13 protein-coding genes are annotated in these 15,342 nt (G+C 54.5%); 4 read left to right on the top strand and 9 right to left on the bottom strand.

The features are described from left to right. Positions 1 to 126 precede the first annotated feature (126 nt). The 7 genes from ACZ51B_RS08835 to ACZ51B_RS08805 all read right to left on the bottom strand — a co-directional run bounded on the left by ACZ51B_RS08835 (position 127) and on the right by ACZ51B_RS08805 (position 6,927). On the bottom strand, positions 127 to 462 hold the full coding sequence (locus ACZ51B_RS08835) for a rhodanese-like domain-containing protein (RefSeq protein ID WP_464296876.1): 336 nt from the start codon (positions 460 to 462) through the stop codon (positions 127 to 129). Beyond that, the gene (locus ACZ51B_RS08830; protein ID WP_464296875.1) at positions 455 to 727 is read right to left on the bottom strand and encodes a hypothetical protein; all 273 of its coding nucleotides are present in this window, start codon (positions 725 to 727) and stop codon (positions 455 to 457) included. The genes ACZ51B_RS08835 and ACZ51B_RS08830 overlap by 8 nt, the downstream gene beginning before the upstream one ends. Beyond that, positions 724 to 2,127 carry a serine hydrolase domain-containing protein gene (locus ACZ51B_RS08825; protein WP_464296874.1) on the bottom strand — a complete coding sequence of 468 codons (1,404 nt, stop codon included), beginning with the start codon at positions 2,125 to 2,127 and terminating at the stop codon, positions 724 to 726. The genes ACZ51B_RS08830 and ACZ51B_RS08825 overlap by 4 nt, the downstream gene beginning before the upstream one ends. Next, positions 2,124 to 2,657, bottom strand: coding sequence for a helix-turn-helix domain-containing protein (locus tag ACZ51B_RS08820; protein ID WP_464296873.1), 534 nt, complete (start codon positions 2,655 to 2,657; stop codon positions 2,124 to 2,126). Before ACZ51B_RS08820 ends, ACZ51B_RS08825 begins: the two co-directional genes overlap by 4 nt. Before the next feature lie 83 nt (positions 2,658 to 2,740). Beyond that, positions 2,741 to 3,676, bottom strand: coding sequence for a glycoside hydrolase family 43 protein (locus ACZ51B_RS08815; protein ID WP_464296872.1), 936 nt, complete (start codon positions 3,674 to 3,676; stop codon positions 2,741 to 2,743). Between the two features lie 23 nt (positions 3,677 to 3,699). Continuing rightward, complete coding sequence (locus ACZ51B_RS08810) at positions 3,700 to 5,274, bottom strand: alpha-L-fucosidase (RefSeq protein WP_464296871.1); 1,575 nt, start codon at positions 5,272 to 5,274, stop codon at positions 3,700 to 3,702. Positions 5,275 to 5,358: 84 nt separating this feature from the next. Next, positions 5,359 to 6,927 (bottom strand): leucine-rich repeat domain-containing protein, encoded by a 1,569-nt coding sequence (locus tag ACZ51B_RS08805; protein WP_464296870.1) that lies wholly within the window; start codon positions 6,925 to 6,927, stop codon positions 5,359 to 5,361. A gap of 92 nt (positions 6,928 to 7,019) precedes the next feature. Between ACZ51B_RS08805 and ACZ51B_RS08800 the strand changes: the two genes are divergently transcribed. Then, complete coding sequence (locus ACZ51B_RS08800) at positions 7,020 to 8,207, top strand: MauE/DoxX family redox-associated membrane protein (protein WP_464296869.1); 1,188 nt, start codon at positions 7,020 to 7,022, stop codon at positions 8,205 to 8,207. A gap of 98 nt (positions 8,208 to 8,305) precedes the next feature. On the opposite strand, the gene ACZ51B_RS08795 is transcribed toward ACZ51B_RS08800, so the two are convergent. Next, a complete protein-coding gene (locus ACZ51B_RS08795; RefSeq protein WP_464296868.1) occupies positions 8,306 to 9,118 on the bottom strand; it encodes a helix-turn-helix transcriptional regulator in 813 nt (270 codons plus the stop codon). An 82-nt stretch (positions 9,119 to 9,200) separates the two neighbouring features. Here ACZ51B_RS08795 and ACZ51B_RS08790 point away from each other — a divergent pair, with 82 nt between their 5' ends. The 3 genes from ACZ51B_RS08790 to ACZ51B_RS08780 are packed head-to-tail and all read left to right on the top strand — an operon-like array spanning position 9,201 to position 14,754. Continuing rightward, on the top strand, positions 9,201 to 12,125 hold the full coding sequence (locus tag ACZ51B_RS08790; RefSeq protein WP_464296867.1) for a DUF1553 domain-containing protein: 2,925 nt from the start codon (positions 9,201 to 9,203) through the stop codon (positions 12,123 to 12,125). 2 nt (positions 12,126 to 12,127) lie between these two features. Continuing rightward, positions 12,128 to 13,660 carry a DUF1501 domain-containing protein gene (locus tag ACZ51B_RS08785; protein WP_464296866.1) on the top strand — a complete coding sequence of 511 codons (1,533 nt, stop codon included), beginning with the start codon at positions 12,128 to 12,130 and terminating at the stop codon, positions 13,658 to 13,660. A gap of 50 nt (positions 13,661 to 13,710) precedes the next feature. Continuing rightward, on the top strand, positions 13,711 to 14,754 hold the full coding sequence (locus tag ACZ51B_RS08780) for a S1/P1 nuclease (protein ID WP_464296865.1): 1,044 nt from the start codon (positions 13,711 to 13,713) through the stop codon (positions 14,752 to 14,754). A 15-nt stretch (positions 14,755 to 14,769) separates the two neighbouring features. On the opposite strand, the gene ACZ51B_RS08775 is transcribed toward ACZ51B_RS08780, so the two are convergent. Beyond that, the gene (locus ACZ51B_RS08775; RefSeq protein WP_464296864.1) at positions 14,770 to 15,282 is read right to left on the bottom strand and encodes a DinB family protein; all 513 of its coding nucleotides are present in this window, start codon (positions 15,280 to 15,282) and stop codon (positions 14,770 to 14,772) included. Between the last annotated feature and the right edge of the window lie 60 nt (positions 15,283 to 15,342).

The following is a 15,342-nucleotide window of genomic DNA, read 5'->3' as shown; positions in this document are numbered from 1 at the left end:
TAAATAGCTGTTTTTCTTGGGCTGAAAGTCCTTCCGTTGACGGAGGATGGACGTTATTAAACAATCAACAAGTTAAGATAATCAGGTTGTGACTTGTTCAACGGCCACAGAATCCAAGGCTCAATATTAAGATTCTGTTGGCAATTGGGCCGCGAGCCAGCCACTGATTCCTGCCGACATCACTCTCACGTCTCGGTAACCCATCTTCTTTGCCCGGCGAGCCGCGTTCGGTGCCTTTCGGCACAGAGGGTTTGAGCAGTAAAAGACCAAAACGGTTTCGAGATCACTCGGAAGATCACTCTGCTCGAACTGGTTGGGGTCTAACAGCAGAGCACCTGGAACGTGGGACTGTGACCAGCTTTGGACGGAGTTCACATCAATCACGGTAACGGCCTTCCGCTGAATCAACTCATACAACTCCTTGGGCGCAATGGGGCCTAAACCCATGAGCTTCTCAAACACGGTTTCCTCCGCACCGCCTTTCAGTGGGAAATAGAACAAGAGGCACAAAGAGAGCCGCAGCCAACACCGGACTGGAAATCGCAGTGAATACGAGGAAGGTCGATACAACAATTCCTCTGGCATTCATTACAAAGTAAGAGTAGGCCATCAACGCGATTCCAGTAGTGATGAGCTCTAAACTAATGAGCGGCAGCTGTTTCATCAACAAGGAAGAAACAATCATGCCAAGTCCTGCTGCGATGCTAAGTGAGATTTGTTGTTTCATGGTTTTCGGTAAACAGCGGCGGGCTCAAGGCTCAAATAGGCAATCTGAGATTTCTGATTCAGTTGCACAGTGGCATAAAGCGTCTCCTTCTGGAACTTCACCCGGTAGTAGACAACCTCACCAACTCCAAGTGATCGCCCTCCTAGGTATCCCAACTCTAACACTGAGCCAAGCTTGGACAGCGACTCCTTCTGCACACTAAGCAGAGGTTTGATTTGACGGTAGAAACCTGCCTCAAACTCCACAGGATCTGCCTTGCCCGTAGCAAGACCATCCAGAGTTTTTCTTAGTTGTGAAGACCGCCGAGGTTTCGATGGCTGATTCTCCCACTGCAGCTCAGGGATATAGATTCCAGCAACCTCCTTCGCGATCCCAAACGCATCTCCCCCAGAGGTCGCTTCCAGATTCGTGAGAACAATCACGCTGAGCTTCTTATCTGGAAACCGAAAATAGGCCGTGCCAGTCGCACCCGTGTGACCGACCGATCGAATTCCGTTGAAGCTATTTGTAAACCACCCCAGTGCGTAAGAACCAGCTCCCGGAGCATAGGCTTCCGACCCATCCTGTGTGGTCGCGGGCTTCCACATCTCATTCAGCGAAGCGGATTTCAACAGCTTTTCACCGTAAAGTGCTGCATCCCACTTGGCCAGATCACCCAGCGTAGACACAACCCCAAAGTGTGAAGTCATCCCAAACTCGATGCGGCGAAAGCTATGGTAAGGCTTCCCATTGAAACTCTCATAGCCCATTGCCAACCCGTGGACAATATTGGACAAATGGATCGTCGTAGACTGCTGCATGTTGAGAGGATCAAAGATGTGACGCTTGACAAAGTTATCGTACGTCTCCCCGCTCGCTTGCTCAATAATCATTCCGAGCAGGAAATAGCCCTGATCACTGTACTGAAACCTCTCTCCTGGCTTTGAAACGGTCGGAGTTAAGCGTGCAGCATCATACATCGCAGTCTTCGAGTAACTTGACTTCCAACGATTCGTGTTAGCACTGCTATCCTCAAAACGATCACGAAGCCCCGCGGTGTGAGAGAGCAAATGGCGAATGGTCATGCCATCCCAACTGGTGGGAGTATCCGAAAGAAACTTCTGAATGGGATCGTCAAGCCTCAACTTTCCTTGTTCAGCAAGCATCAAGATGCTCGTGGCCGTGAACGACTTCGTAATAGAAGCCAGGAGAAACGGCGTATCTGTCTTCGTATGCACCCCGTAGTCAATACTCGCAAGTCCATAGGCCTTCACCTTGACTGGTTTGCCCTCGCGTAAAACAGCCACCGCAATGCCAGGGATGCCTCGCATCTTCATCGCATTCGACACAACGGCGTCCACAGCCCGCGCTTGATCATTTCCACCTCCAAATAAGAGTAGTAAAAGCAACTGATTGATCATCTCTCCCCCGGAATGAACGATACGTTGAGCAGCCGACTCCGACCCGATTCAGAAGACAGCGCCGAATAACTCTCCAAGAGCGCAAACAGCTCCTCCTTGAATCTCGTTGCCTCCCCATCTGTAAGGGTAAGACCGGTGCTGAAGTAGGTCATGCCATCTTTTTGAGGGTCAAATGCTTCTTGCTCCACGTAACGTGCCAACGCCGCCGCCGCCGATCCAGCCATAACGGCATGGAGACTCTTGTGCTCGTCCGCGCTCATGGCCCCGAACTCATCTCGACTGAAATGAGCAGACTCGGGAACATAAGAGTAAGTCGACTCCACGGTCCCATGGGCCTGACGCGTGCCACTAACGGTGATGATCCCACCCTTGCTTAGCGTGCTGACATGCCGATACAGAGTCGCCTGAGACACATCGGGCAAAGCAGCTGCCAACTGACGCGGTGTCTTGTCCCCTTGCCCCAAAGATTCCAAGATACGAAGCCGCACTGGGTGATTAACTAACTCAAACTTGGTGAGTGCCATTCTCATCTATGAGAATATTACTGCAAGTGAGAATAAAGGGCAAAGAAATAGGCACGATGGCCCATGTGGCCATCGTGCCCAACGGTCTGTTAGTGACGACCCTTCAAAGTCCGACCAGGCACACCCTCGTTCGTGATCTTCACCGGCAGGATGTCCCCATTCTTATCGAAATACATCCGATCGATGCACACCACGCGGTTGTTCGGATGAGTCTCTTCCAGCGGGCGACGGTGATAAACGATGTAGTAATCCTCTGTGCCCGGAATCTTGAACACCGAATGGTGCCCCGCGCCCTTGCCAATCGCCGGATCGCTTCCAAGAATCTTGCCTTCGCGGACAAACGGTCCGAGAGGTGACTTAGACTTCGCGTAAGCAACCCCATACGTCGAATCGCCCCAACTTCCTTCCGACCACATGTAGTAGTAGGTGCCCTTTCGCTTCAACATAAACGGCCCCTCCACATACCCCTTGGGAGTGATCTCGCGGAATTCACCCTCGGTATGGAGCATGTCTTTCGAGAGCTTCACCACGTTCGCATGTTGCCAACCGCCATAGTACAGATAGGCCTGACCGTCATCGTCCAGAAACGCATTCGCATCAATCGGCTGCGCCCCATTGATGTAATCCTTGATCAGCGGCTTCCCAAGAGCATCCTTAAAAGGCCCAGCGGGACTCTTCGAAGTCGCCACACCAATCCCCGCCCCATCACCCGCCGAGAAATACATGAAGTAAGTGCCGTCCCGCTCAATAACGGTCGGAGCCCAGGCAGCGCGGTTCGTGCTCCAAGGCACATCCTTGAAATCAAGAATCCGGCCCTCACGGTGCCAGTTCACCAGATCAGGCGAAGAGAACGCTTCAAAGAACGTCTGCTTCTCATAAGCGGCAGAATAAGTCGGATAGACGTAGTACCGACCCTGGTAAACGTGAGCCTCTGGATCGGCATACCATCCACCAAAGATCGGGTTGTTCGATGTCTTTGGCGTAGCGACTTGAAAGGCGGCGAGCAGGAGCAGACTGTAGACCATCTTGGCCCCTGACTGTACCCACCCTAACGCGTCTCGACCTTGAATATAGTTGAAGTGGAATTCATTCCCTCAGAAGGTGGATGAATAGTCAGGGCTCCCTCTTCTAAACTCCACGCGACCTTCTCCTTAGAACCCAACAACGTTACCGATTCAATAGAACCATCCAGCAACCCAGCCGCCTTGCCCAGGGACTCAATATGAATCACCGACGTCGGCTTCCCAAACAGGATCGCATAAACGGCATTCCCCTTCCGCGTAAACCGAACATCCTCAGCCGTATAAGGCTTGTTCGACCCCTCATTAAATCCCTGCGCATTCAGTGGCTTCGCACTGCGTAGGGCCGGACCCTCGCCTGCCAGCTTCCAAGGTCGCGTCCCGATGATCGCCTCCTGATGAACCTCCATCCAAGCGCCAATCTCTTCGACAATCGCCTGCTCCCGCTCATCAATGGTCCCATCGCTACGCAAAGGAATGCTCAGCAGTAAGTTGCCGTTCTTGCTCACCACATCGGCCAACGCACGGATTACATCCGCCGCACTGCGATACCCATGGCGGTCATAAACATCACGGTTATAGTGCCATTCCCCGATGCAAGTGCAGGTCTGCCAAGGCAAAGGCTCAATCGTATCGCTCTGCCCACGCTCAATGTCCCACACCATCGCCTTACGTTGCTGAGGCGTCAGGACCTTGCCGTTGATCACCGCCTGATTGCGCCCACCGTTCCACTCCGAATTCGCGTTGTAGTAGTGAGCTGCAATCCTAAGACCAGCGTCCGACACAGGCCACAGCGGTAGCGCAGTGTCATCAAAATACACCAGGTCAGGCCGATACTGGTCGATCAAATCCACCGTGCGGTTGTAGAACTTTTCACAATAAGCTTGGTCCGGCCGAGAGCATCCATTGCCCCACTCCCACCTCGTAAAGATCGAGCTCCCATCCATAAAGTTGGACCCGGGAACGTGCTGCTGCTCATACAGCTCCTGCGGATCTAACCCATCCCACCACTTGCCCTTACCATCAGCCTTCGTGAGTTTGCCGTCATATGGCAAGCCCTTATAGGGACCTTCCAAATCTGCCCCCTGAGCAGGCTCATACCAACTCCAAGCGTGGGCCGCATGAACACTCACCCCAAACCGCAGCCCATTTTTCCGTGCCGCCTTTGCCCAACCACCAATCAGATCCTGATGCGGGCCAACCCGAACAGAGTTCCACTCCTGATACCTGCTGTCCCAAAGGTCCATGTTGTCGTGGTGATTCGCCATCGCCACGAAGTACTGCGCGCCAGCCGACTTGTAAAGCTCCACCAAATGGTCTGGATCCCAATGCTCGGCCTTCCACTTCTCAATTACATCCATAAAGCCCGTCTCAGAAGGATGCCCATACCGAGCCAAGTGATCCTGATACTTCCCATTTCCCGGAACATACATCTCCCGCGCATACCAGTCGCCCTTTTCCGGCTGACACTGAGGCCCCCAATGAGCCCAAATGCCAAACTTGGCGTCCTGAAACCACTCCGGTGTCTGATAGTTCGCTTCAAGCGAATCCCATGTCGGTTCAAACTTAACTGTTGTCATGGCAAGTGTGAGAAGAGGAATCACAAGCTTTCGAAATCGAAAATGATAACGCAACCATACACCAACTCTTGCCAAAACAAGGTCAGAACATCTCGAAAAAAGCGTCCCTTACCGAGGGTCGACGTTCCAAGTTATTCCAATCAATCGATCACCAGCGTTGAGTGTGCTACTGAAACCTAATCGGTTTGACTCGTCGATGAAATATGCCAAGTAGTCCACCTGGTCAATCGCTCGAGATGTAGAACGACTCACCACAGGCACACCACGCCGAGAGTAGTGATCAGGCAGATTACGGTTAATAAGCTCCTGTGCACGTCCAGCAACATCTGCCGGAAAAATAAGAAGGTAAGACCGAATGCCTGGCCCGTCAAGCCCAAGTTGCCCCATAAAATAGTTCCGAGCAGCGAGATAAGGCTGCTCGACCCGTCGAGGATGCAACGGAGCTAAGAAAGCAAACTCGTCAGGCCTAACCAGCATATCTGGCCTAAGCTGGCGCAGCTTCGCAATACCGCTATCGGTAACAACCTGCCCAAGATCCACTTTTTTCAGGCGTCTGAACTTCGCTAGCTCCAACAACCCCACATCCGTGATCGACGTGTTTCCAAGGCCCAAGTACGCCAAGCGAGGCAGTCTCGCAAGATGTTTCAGATCGTTGTCCGTCACATTCGAACTCTCCAAAAACAGCAACTTGAGACTCTTCAGTTGGCCAATCTTGGCCCACTCTTCCGGCGTCAGTTGAGCATTGGACAAGTAGAGATTCTCAAGCTTCTTGAAGTGAACGAGTTCATCAATATCCTCTGGGGTGACTTTTCCTCTGTCCAAAGTGGCGATGATGACCTGATCATTCTCGGACTGCGGCAACATCGTCGCCGGCTCCTTGACGTTCACATTCAAATTCTTAAGCGAAGCGTAAGCCTGACGCCGAAGATCGTTATGAGAGAATCGCAAGACTCGTCCTTTCTTCTCAATGATTGCCTCCTGCCAGCCGTTATCACCGAGGAGGCTCTTAAGGAAGTCGATATTACGTGGAGTGTTGAAATAGCTCAACGCCATCGCGCCGTTGATTCGCCGCTCGCTGTCCTTCGATAGTGCTCCGCGTCGCGCGTTTTCTTCAAGCTGCCCGTCAATAGGCACATCAGTGTGGACGTTTGGGTAGTACTTGGGATCCGCGCCTTGCAAGACAGTCCCCTTAACCTTCTCCACGGGCACAGCCAGCGTGAACTGCCCACTTGTCGAACCATGAATCCTACGTTTCAGCTCATGAAGCACATCCTCAGGCTTCCGTAAGAGCTTAAGGTCTGCCGTGAGAACGGCAAGAGCCGGGTCAGAAAGGTTGATCAGCGTTGGTTGCCCGCTCGCTTTCGCAGGCAGCGCAACCAAAAGCAGGGCACCTTCCGATTTCCACTTAGCAAGCACTTCATCTCGCTGGTTGCAGAGAACCCTCACCTGCTTCTGAGCGGGCCCCTTAAGCGTTTCTCGGACCGTGATGAGCAATTCCCTCGCCAGGTAGTTATCCTTCTCCGCCGGCAACTCCGCTAGGTTCCCCGTGGCGATCACATTGGAGTTGATCGCCGGAAGGTCGATGCTCTCAAAGTGAGGAGCCCGGGGCGGCGCCCACTGAGCACTCGCTGGCACAATCGACAGCAACGCAAGAAAGGCAAAAAGCAAGTACTTCATAGCAACTCTATCTGCTCTGACGACTGAGACCCGTGCAAAGGTACGCCCAGCAAACCAAGTGTTACAATCGACTCGACGCTCCAACCGAAGCGATGAAAACAGATCTGATTCAACAAAATCGAACGTTGTGGAACAGCGCCGGAAGGCGAATGCTCTGCCTCAAGTGGGCGCTCTGCGCCGCCTTCCTCGCAGCCATGGCAGTCTCCCCAAAGATCTGGATCACTGATCGACCCTTCCCGACGGTTCCTGTGTTCGCAGGAATCCCAGATCTGCCTCAGTCGCTGAGCATTGCGCTCTCACTCCTTCTGATCTTAAGCCTCCTGGCATTAACCGTCATCCCTAAGCCCGGCACGCTCACCCTCATTCCAGCCGCTTTGACAGGAGCGCTTGTCTTCTTTGACATCAACCGACTCCAGCCCTGCGTGTACCAATACACGTTCATGCTGCTTGCGTTGGCTATTTATCAATGGGACAATCCCGATGCGAAGAGATCAAAAGCAGCCTGGGCATGCTGCGCCGTGATCCTTCTCGGCATCTATTTTTGGAGCGGAATTCAGAAGTTCAATTCCGGCTTCGCCCGCGATCAGTTTCCTTGGCTTTTGCAGCCTTTCGGAACCCAAGTCTCCTCCGCCCTGAAGCCGTTCTGGCTAGTTGCCCCCATGGGTGAATCTGGTATGGGACTACTCCTGCTCATCCCCAAAACCCGCAAACTGGGGTTGATTAGCATCGGGGTCATGCATTGCTTCCTTCTATTCGCGTTAGGCCCACTCGGCCGAAACTACGACTCCATCGTGTGGCCCTGGAACGTGGCCGTCATGGTGTTCGCGCTGATCTTGTTCACTAAGAACGACGACCAAGTGATCAGATTTGCTTGGCCACACCCACTTGGAAAGTTTGTTCTGGCCCTATTCGGCTTCACGCCGATCCTGAACTTCTTCGGCAAATGGGACGCATTCCTGTCTGCGTCCTTCTACTCCAGCAAGCTCAGAGGCGGCTGGATCTACCTCACAGAGAACGGAAAGAACCACCTTCCTCCCGAATACATCAAGAACAACGAAGGATTCGAAGAAGACGCCCCAGGTCGATACAAGCTAGACATCATGCGCTGGTCCATGTCACGCCTCAACGCCCCACCTTACGCCGAACCCCGCTGCTACATCCAAATCGCCATGAAGCTCCAGGAGGCAGGCGTGCCCCCCCAAGAAATGATCCTAATGGTCCGAGACAGACCCACCCTAACAGAAAAGGAAGAGACCTACTCCCAGGTCCCCATTCCTTAGATCAGCGTCCCTTGCCTGATCTAATTCCCGTAGCGAGATGCAAGAGCATGGCTACGACTCCAACTCAGATACCAAAGAGGAGATTTGGTCGCCATGCCTCACATACCCTGAGTCCGAGCTCGGTAAGCCGATGGACTCACACCAAACCGAGAACGGAACCTACGTGAAAACAGATTCGCATCGGTATAACCGACCGCGTACCCCACCTCACCACAATTCAAATCCGAGTTCCGCAAGAGCGATGCCGCCCGCTCAGCGCGCAAAATCGCCAAATAAGCCATCGGACCAACTCCCACCTGAGCCTTGAAAAGCCGCGAGAGGTACGCCTTATCCAGCCCAACCACCTGCGCGAGCGAGTCGGCACTCCACCCAAAACTCGTCTGCTCCTCCAACTCAATCACCGCCTTCTCAACGGCAGGATGCAACGACTTCCGAACCGGTACAGTCGAAGCAAACTGATCCAACGCCCAAATCACCAGTCCAAGTGCCCCAGTCGCATTCCGCTCAATCCGCTCCAGCAAGTCCAGCGTCTCAATCACGGGTTCAGGTAAGCGGCTGATCTGTGTCCCCTCACCCGATCGAATAATCGACCGAACCCGCTCATCCAGAAGATTTCGCCACTCTGCGCGCGCCATCGTCAGAGGGAAGCAAAAGTTCAAAACATCAAGCTCCTTGCACTGCAAATACGCATGCCAGGTCCCCGGCCTCAACATAATCGCGCTCCCCTTGCTGACAAGCACCTCCCCTGCACTGCAAGAGTGGACCGCCTCACCTCCGATGATAATGGCCAACTCCATAAAGTCGTGGTCATGCGCAGAATTCTCGTCGTGAATCAGACTCCGCGAAACGGCCGGATGAGACGCGTTCTCGAAAAACTCCTTCCATCGGAGCGTAGGGTGTCCGGATGTCATTATTAGCCTATAAGTGTGAACGATAAGACCTTTGCGAAATAAGCGGATTACTACTATGATCATGGTAGGACAACGACGCCCCATGAAACCCCAACTCCCTCTGCTCTCCCTATCGCTCGCGATCTTCGGATACGCGTGCGTCTCCAGCCAAGGCACGCCACCCAAAGCGGCCCTGGTGAGCTACGGAAGGGACGTCCGCCCAATCCTCAGTGAGCATTGCTTCAAATGCCATGGACCCGATGTAGGCACTGCTGCCGCCGGACTCCGATTCGACACCTTCGCTCACGCCACAGCAAAACTCGGCGACTCTGCGGCCATCGTCCCCGGCAACCCCAAAGCATCGCGCCTCCTAGACCGAGTCTCCGAAAAAGACCCCGAAATGCGCATGCCACCACCCAACGCAGGCGTCTCATCTCTCACAAAAGAACAGGTAGCAACCCTAAAAACCTGGATCGCACAGGGCGCACACTACGAAGAACACTGGTCGTTTGTCGCTCCGAAAATGCCCCCGATCCCCAAAGTCAGTAATCCCAACTGGCCCCGAAACCTCATTGACCGCTACGTCATGGAGCGATTAGATAAAGCGGGCATGAAACCCGAGCCCGAGGCCGACAAAAACACCCTCGCTCTCCGAGCCTCGCAAACCCTGGTAGGCCTCCCACCCACTCCCAAGGAACTCGCACAATTCCGCGCCGACACCAAGCCCGGAGCCTACGAGCGCTACGTCGACCGCCTCATGGCCAAGCCAGAATACGGCGAGCACCAGGCCCGATACTGGCTCGACGCAGTCCGCTACGGCGACACCCACGGACTCCAGCTGGACAACGAAAGAGCCATCTACCCCTACCGAGACTGGGTGATCCAAGCCTTCAACAACGACCTCCCCTTCAATCAGTTCGTGCAGTGGCAACTCGCCGGAGACCTCCTCCCCAAACCCACCACCGAACAACTGGTCGCCACCGGCTATGTCCGCATGAACCTCACCTCAAACGAAGGAGGCGCCATCCCCGAAGAGTTCCTCGCCAGAAACACCTTCGACCGAGTTGACACGACATCCACCGTGCTACTAGGCCTCACTGTCGGCTGCGCCAAATGCCACGACCACAAATACGACCCCATCAAACAGTCCGACTACTACGGCCTCTACGCCTACTTCAACTCCACCCAAGATGAACCACTCGACGGCAATATCTCCCTCCCACCCCCCTACATCCGAGCGACATCCAAGGAGCAAGAGGCACAAATCCAGTCGATCGACACACGCCTCACCAACCTCCGCAAATCCATTGACCTACCGAAAGCGATTGCCTGGTTCGCCGCCAACCACCAACCTGTCCCCACGACTCGCAATTGGGGAATTAGTCCAGTTTACACATCAACCGACTTCGATAAAGCCTTCGACGACCCCAACCCCGGCGAACCCGGCCAACCGCAAATCAAATGGAAGCCCCTCAAATTCCAGCTCGGTCAAGACTTCAACGGCATCGTCGGCAAAGACAACTCATCCGTCTACGTCCGAGGAATTGTCACCATCCCCACAGCCCGCAACATGACGCTGTACGTCGCAAGCGACGACGGAGTCAAAGTCTGGCTGAACGGCAAACTCATACACGCGAACAAGATCACCCGAGGCCTAGTCCAAGGCCCAGACCTAGTCAAAGCCGACTTCAAAGCCGGAGACAACGAACTCATCACCAAAGTGACCAATGGCATCGAGCCAGACGGACTCAGCATCCGCTTCTCCGGCCCCAACGACCTCCGAATCGATAGAGCCTTAGCCAAGCTCAAAACAGACCCCAAAGACCCGGCAGCACAAAACGAACTGCGCGATCTCTTCCTCATCGAGGGCCCCGCAACTCCAGCAAAAGCAACTCACGACAAACTACTCAAAGACAGAGCCGAAGTAGAAGCCGCTGCCCCCATGACCCTCATCGCCCGCGAGATGGCCAAACCGCGCCCCACCTTCATCCTCAAACGCGGTCAATATGACCAAAAAGGCGACCCAGTCACCCGCCACATCCCTAAAGCCATCGGCCTACTCCCAACCAACGTCCCCAACAACAGACTCGGCCTAGCCACCTGGCTTACCCAACCCACCAACCCCATGGTCGCCCGTGTATTCGTCAACCGACTCTGGCAGCAACACTTCGGAACCGGCATCGTCAAAACCGTAGAAGACTTTGGCAACCAGGGTGAGTGGCCCCTCAACCAGCCCCTCCTGGACTACCTAGCCGTCAGTTTCGTCAAAAACGGATGGAGCGTCAAGAAGCTCAACCGCCTCATCGTCACCTCCGCGGCCTTCCGACAAAGCTCCCGCATCACCCCAAATAAGCTATCCAAAGACCCCGAAAATCGCCTCATCTCCCGAGGCCCCCGCTTCCGTCTGGACGCCGAAGTCATCCGCGACAAAGCCCTCGATGCCGGTGGACTCCTCGTTCAAAAAGTCGGCGGACACGGTGTCAAACCCTACCAGCCCGACGGCCTCTGGGAAAGCAGCTCCGACCCCGCCAGCAGCACCCACATCTACGTCCGAGACCACGGCCTCGACATCTACCGACGCAGCCTCTACATGTTCTGGAAGCGCACCAGCCCGCCCCCCGTCATGATCACCCTCGACGCCCCCCTGCGCGACACCTGCATCGTCCGCCGCAGCTCCACCGACACCCCGCTGCAAGCCCTGGCGCTCCTCAACGAAACCGCCTTCCTAGAGTCCAGCCGCACCATGGCAATCCGAGTCCTCAAAGCACCCGGCGACGACTCCAAAAAGCTCCAAACCCTCTTCGACCTAACCCTCGGCCGCCCCCCGCACCCCTCCGAAGCCACGCTCCTCCTAGGTGCTCTCTCCCGCTACCGAAAGAGCTACAACGCCAACATGCAAGCAGCCCAAAAGCTCCTACACATCGGCGACGTCCCCCAGAACACCACCATTCCAGCCCCCGAGCAAGCCGCCTGGATGATTGTGTGCTCTAGCCTCATGAACACCGACGAGTTCCTGACTCAACACTAACCATGGACCCAATCAACGAAGCAGAACTGATGATGACCCGCCGGCAACTCTTCGGCAAGGCAACACTGGGAGTCGGAACCGCAGCCCTCGCGCGCCTGCTCGGCTTGGGCGGACTGTGCTCGCTACCCGGCTTCGCCGCGGCAGAAACAGGGCAAAAAAGCCACCAGGGAATCCCCGGCATGCCTAGCTTCGCCCCCAAAGCCAAGTACGTCATCTACCTCTTCATGAGCGGCGGCCCCAGCCAGCTAGACCTCTGGGACTACAAACCCAAGCTCAACGACCTGTTCAACACAGACCTCCCCGATAACATCCGCCACGGCCAACGCGTCACCACCATGACAAGCGGCCAAGCCCGATTCCCCATCGCACCCTCTCGATTCAAGTTCGCCAAACACAACAACCAAGACGAAGGAGTGTGGGTCAGCGAACTCCTCCCGCACACCGCCAGCGTGGTCAACGAGCTATGCGTAATCCGCTCCATGTGGACGGAAGCCATCAACCACGACCCCGCCACCACCTTCATGCAAACCGGAAGCCCCCTCCCCGGTCGCCCCAGCCTCGGAGCCTGGATGAGCTACGGTCTGGGCAGCATGAACGAGAACCTCCCCACCTACGTGGTGCTCCACAGCAAGGTCTCCAGCGGCAAACCCAACCAGCCCGTATACCCCCGCCTCTGGGGAACCGGCTTCCTGCCAAGCCAATACCAAGGCGTCAGCCTCCGCTCCTCCGGCGATCCCGTGCTATATCTCAAAGACCCAGACGGCATGGACCGCAAGACCCGAAGAGCCATGCTAGACGACGTCGCCGCCATGAACCACGGCTCGCTCAACGCCTTCGGTGACCCCGAGATCTCCGCAAGAATCGAGCAGTACGAACTCGCCTACCGCCTCCAATCCAGCGTCCCCGACCTCATGGATCTCAGCAAGGAAACCCCCGAAACCTTCGAGCTCTACGGCCAAGAAGCCCACGAACCCGGTACCTTCGCCGCCAACTGCCTCCTAGCCCGCCGAATGGTCCAACGCGGCGTCCGCTTCATCCAAATCTTCCACCGAGGCTGGGACCTCCACTCCGACGTAGGCATCGACCTCCCATCCCAAACCAAAGACGTCGACCAAGCCTGCGCCGCCCTCATCAAAGACCTCAAAAGAACCGGCCTCCTAGACGAAACCCTCGTCATCTGGGGCGGCGAGTTCGGCAGAACCGTCTACAGCCAAGGCCCCCTCACCCACGAAAACTACGGCCGAGACCACCACCCCCGAGCCTTCACCGTCTGGATGGCAGGCGGAGGAGTCAAACCCGGCATCGCCTACGGCCACACCGACGACTATGGCTACAACATAGTAGACAAAAACGGCCACCCCATAGAACCCAGCATAGACACCTTCACCCCAGGCGCCGTCCATGTACACGACCTCCAAGCAACTATCTTGAACCAGCTAGGAGTAGATCATACGAAGCTGACGTATCGGTATCAGGGCCGCGATTTTCGGCTTACGGACGTTCACGGACACGTTGTTAAGGATTTGATTAAGTAGAAGATTGCAATCTTGAAATGACACATGATTAGTACTATGATTTGAGTGTTATGAAAAAAGTATGTTTGCTTTTGCTTGCACTCTCAATAGCCCCATTATCGTATGGCTGGGGGAATACCGGGCATATGTTGGTCGCTGCTGTTGCTTGGCGTCTATTGCCTCATAACACCAAAGTACAAGTAGCTCATATTCTTATGCACGGTGACAAGACCTCCGGTAGCATTTATGGGCGTCCGTTTGCCCACACTGACAGTATTTCTAAAGTTGCCGATTCGGCGCTGACTGATACATTTCTTGATGAGTCTGTGCAACCTGTCTTTATACAGGCAGCAACCTGGCCAGACGATATAAAGTTTGGCAAAAGTAAATTCTTTGAGCCTCAGATCAACCAACTGAATAACTCATCTCCTAATATCAAAAAAGTTACAAAAAGTGAGGCGACACGGTGCAAGTCATGGCATTTTCTTGATATGCCTATCGTTCCTGCTGTTGGCCCACTAACTAATGTCTCGACGGTGATGGCGGGAGATGTTAAGCTATATCCCTACGACTGTTCAAATGCAGTCTATGCCCTAACGACAGAATTGATTCCGAAACTGAAACCATTGTTGGCCGGCACTAAATCTGGACCAAATGACGCGGCGCTACGACTGTTCTTTATCGAACACATTGTAGGTGACCTTCACCAGCCTTTACATTGCGTCACACTGTTCTCTTCTAAATACTCAAAGGGAGATCAAGGTGGAAACTTGATTTCCTTCACGGAAGGCAAATTGCACGAATATTGGGATCATGGAGCAGACCACGCAATGAAGAATGATTTAAACCTCTTGGGAACATCTGATTTGTCCATGGTCGCCGCTACATGGCTTATCGACTCGTCGTCGACTCCAACCAGTGCTCAGATTAATGAATTAAGGCCAATGAACTGGGTCATTGCGGGAAGAGACATCGCGGTGACATTCGCTTACAACAATCTTCCCACTTCCGCGACAACTGACTACGCAAGAAAACATGAAGCAATTTGCAAGAAGCAGATTGTGCTTGGAGGGCATCGTTTAGCAGAAATCCTCAAACAACGTCTTGGTTCTTGATCTCTAGATCCTAGCCTACTCGGCCGAGCCCCACTCTTCGGGGTGGGTTTCGGTGAACCACTCGATGTAGTCCGTATCCACCGTCTCACCACCCAACTGATCCACCAGCAAAACCACCTGACCCCGATGGTAAGCGGCGTGACCGACTAACTGGAACAACTGAGCCTCCAGGCTCATCTTCCACTTCTCGCCGCCATCGCTAAACACAAAGAACCCATCAAGCTGAGCATCATCCACCGAGCCAAGGTAGGCCTTCCACCCCGACTCCATCGCCTCGAACCGAGCACCCAGCGACCCAAACTCAACCCCATCCTCAAACGAATCCCCCAAAGGCGCCCCCTCTTCCTGAAACGCCCGCAAGAACATCTCCCGACACGCCGCCATGTGAGCCGCAATCTTCACCGCCCGCAAAAACCGAGCATCGGACCGGTTCGCCTCAGGCACCGATCCCAACATGGTCAACATCGCCCGATTCGCAACAATCTCATGCTCAAAAGCATCCCGATAAAAAACAACTCCAGTTCGCATGAGCCATTCTACAAACTCTTTGTAGACCAAGCTTGTTTTCAATAAGCTTATACGTTAAAC

This window comes from Fimbriimonas sp. LA-C6 (assembly GCF_055398105.1).
This window is presented reverse-complemented; position numbering and strand designations above follow the sequence as displayed.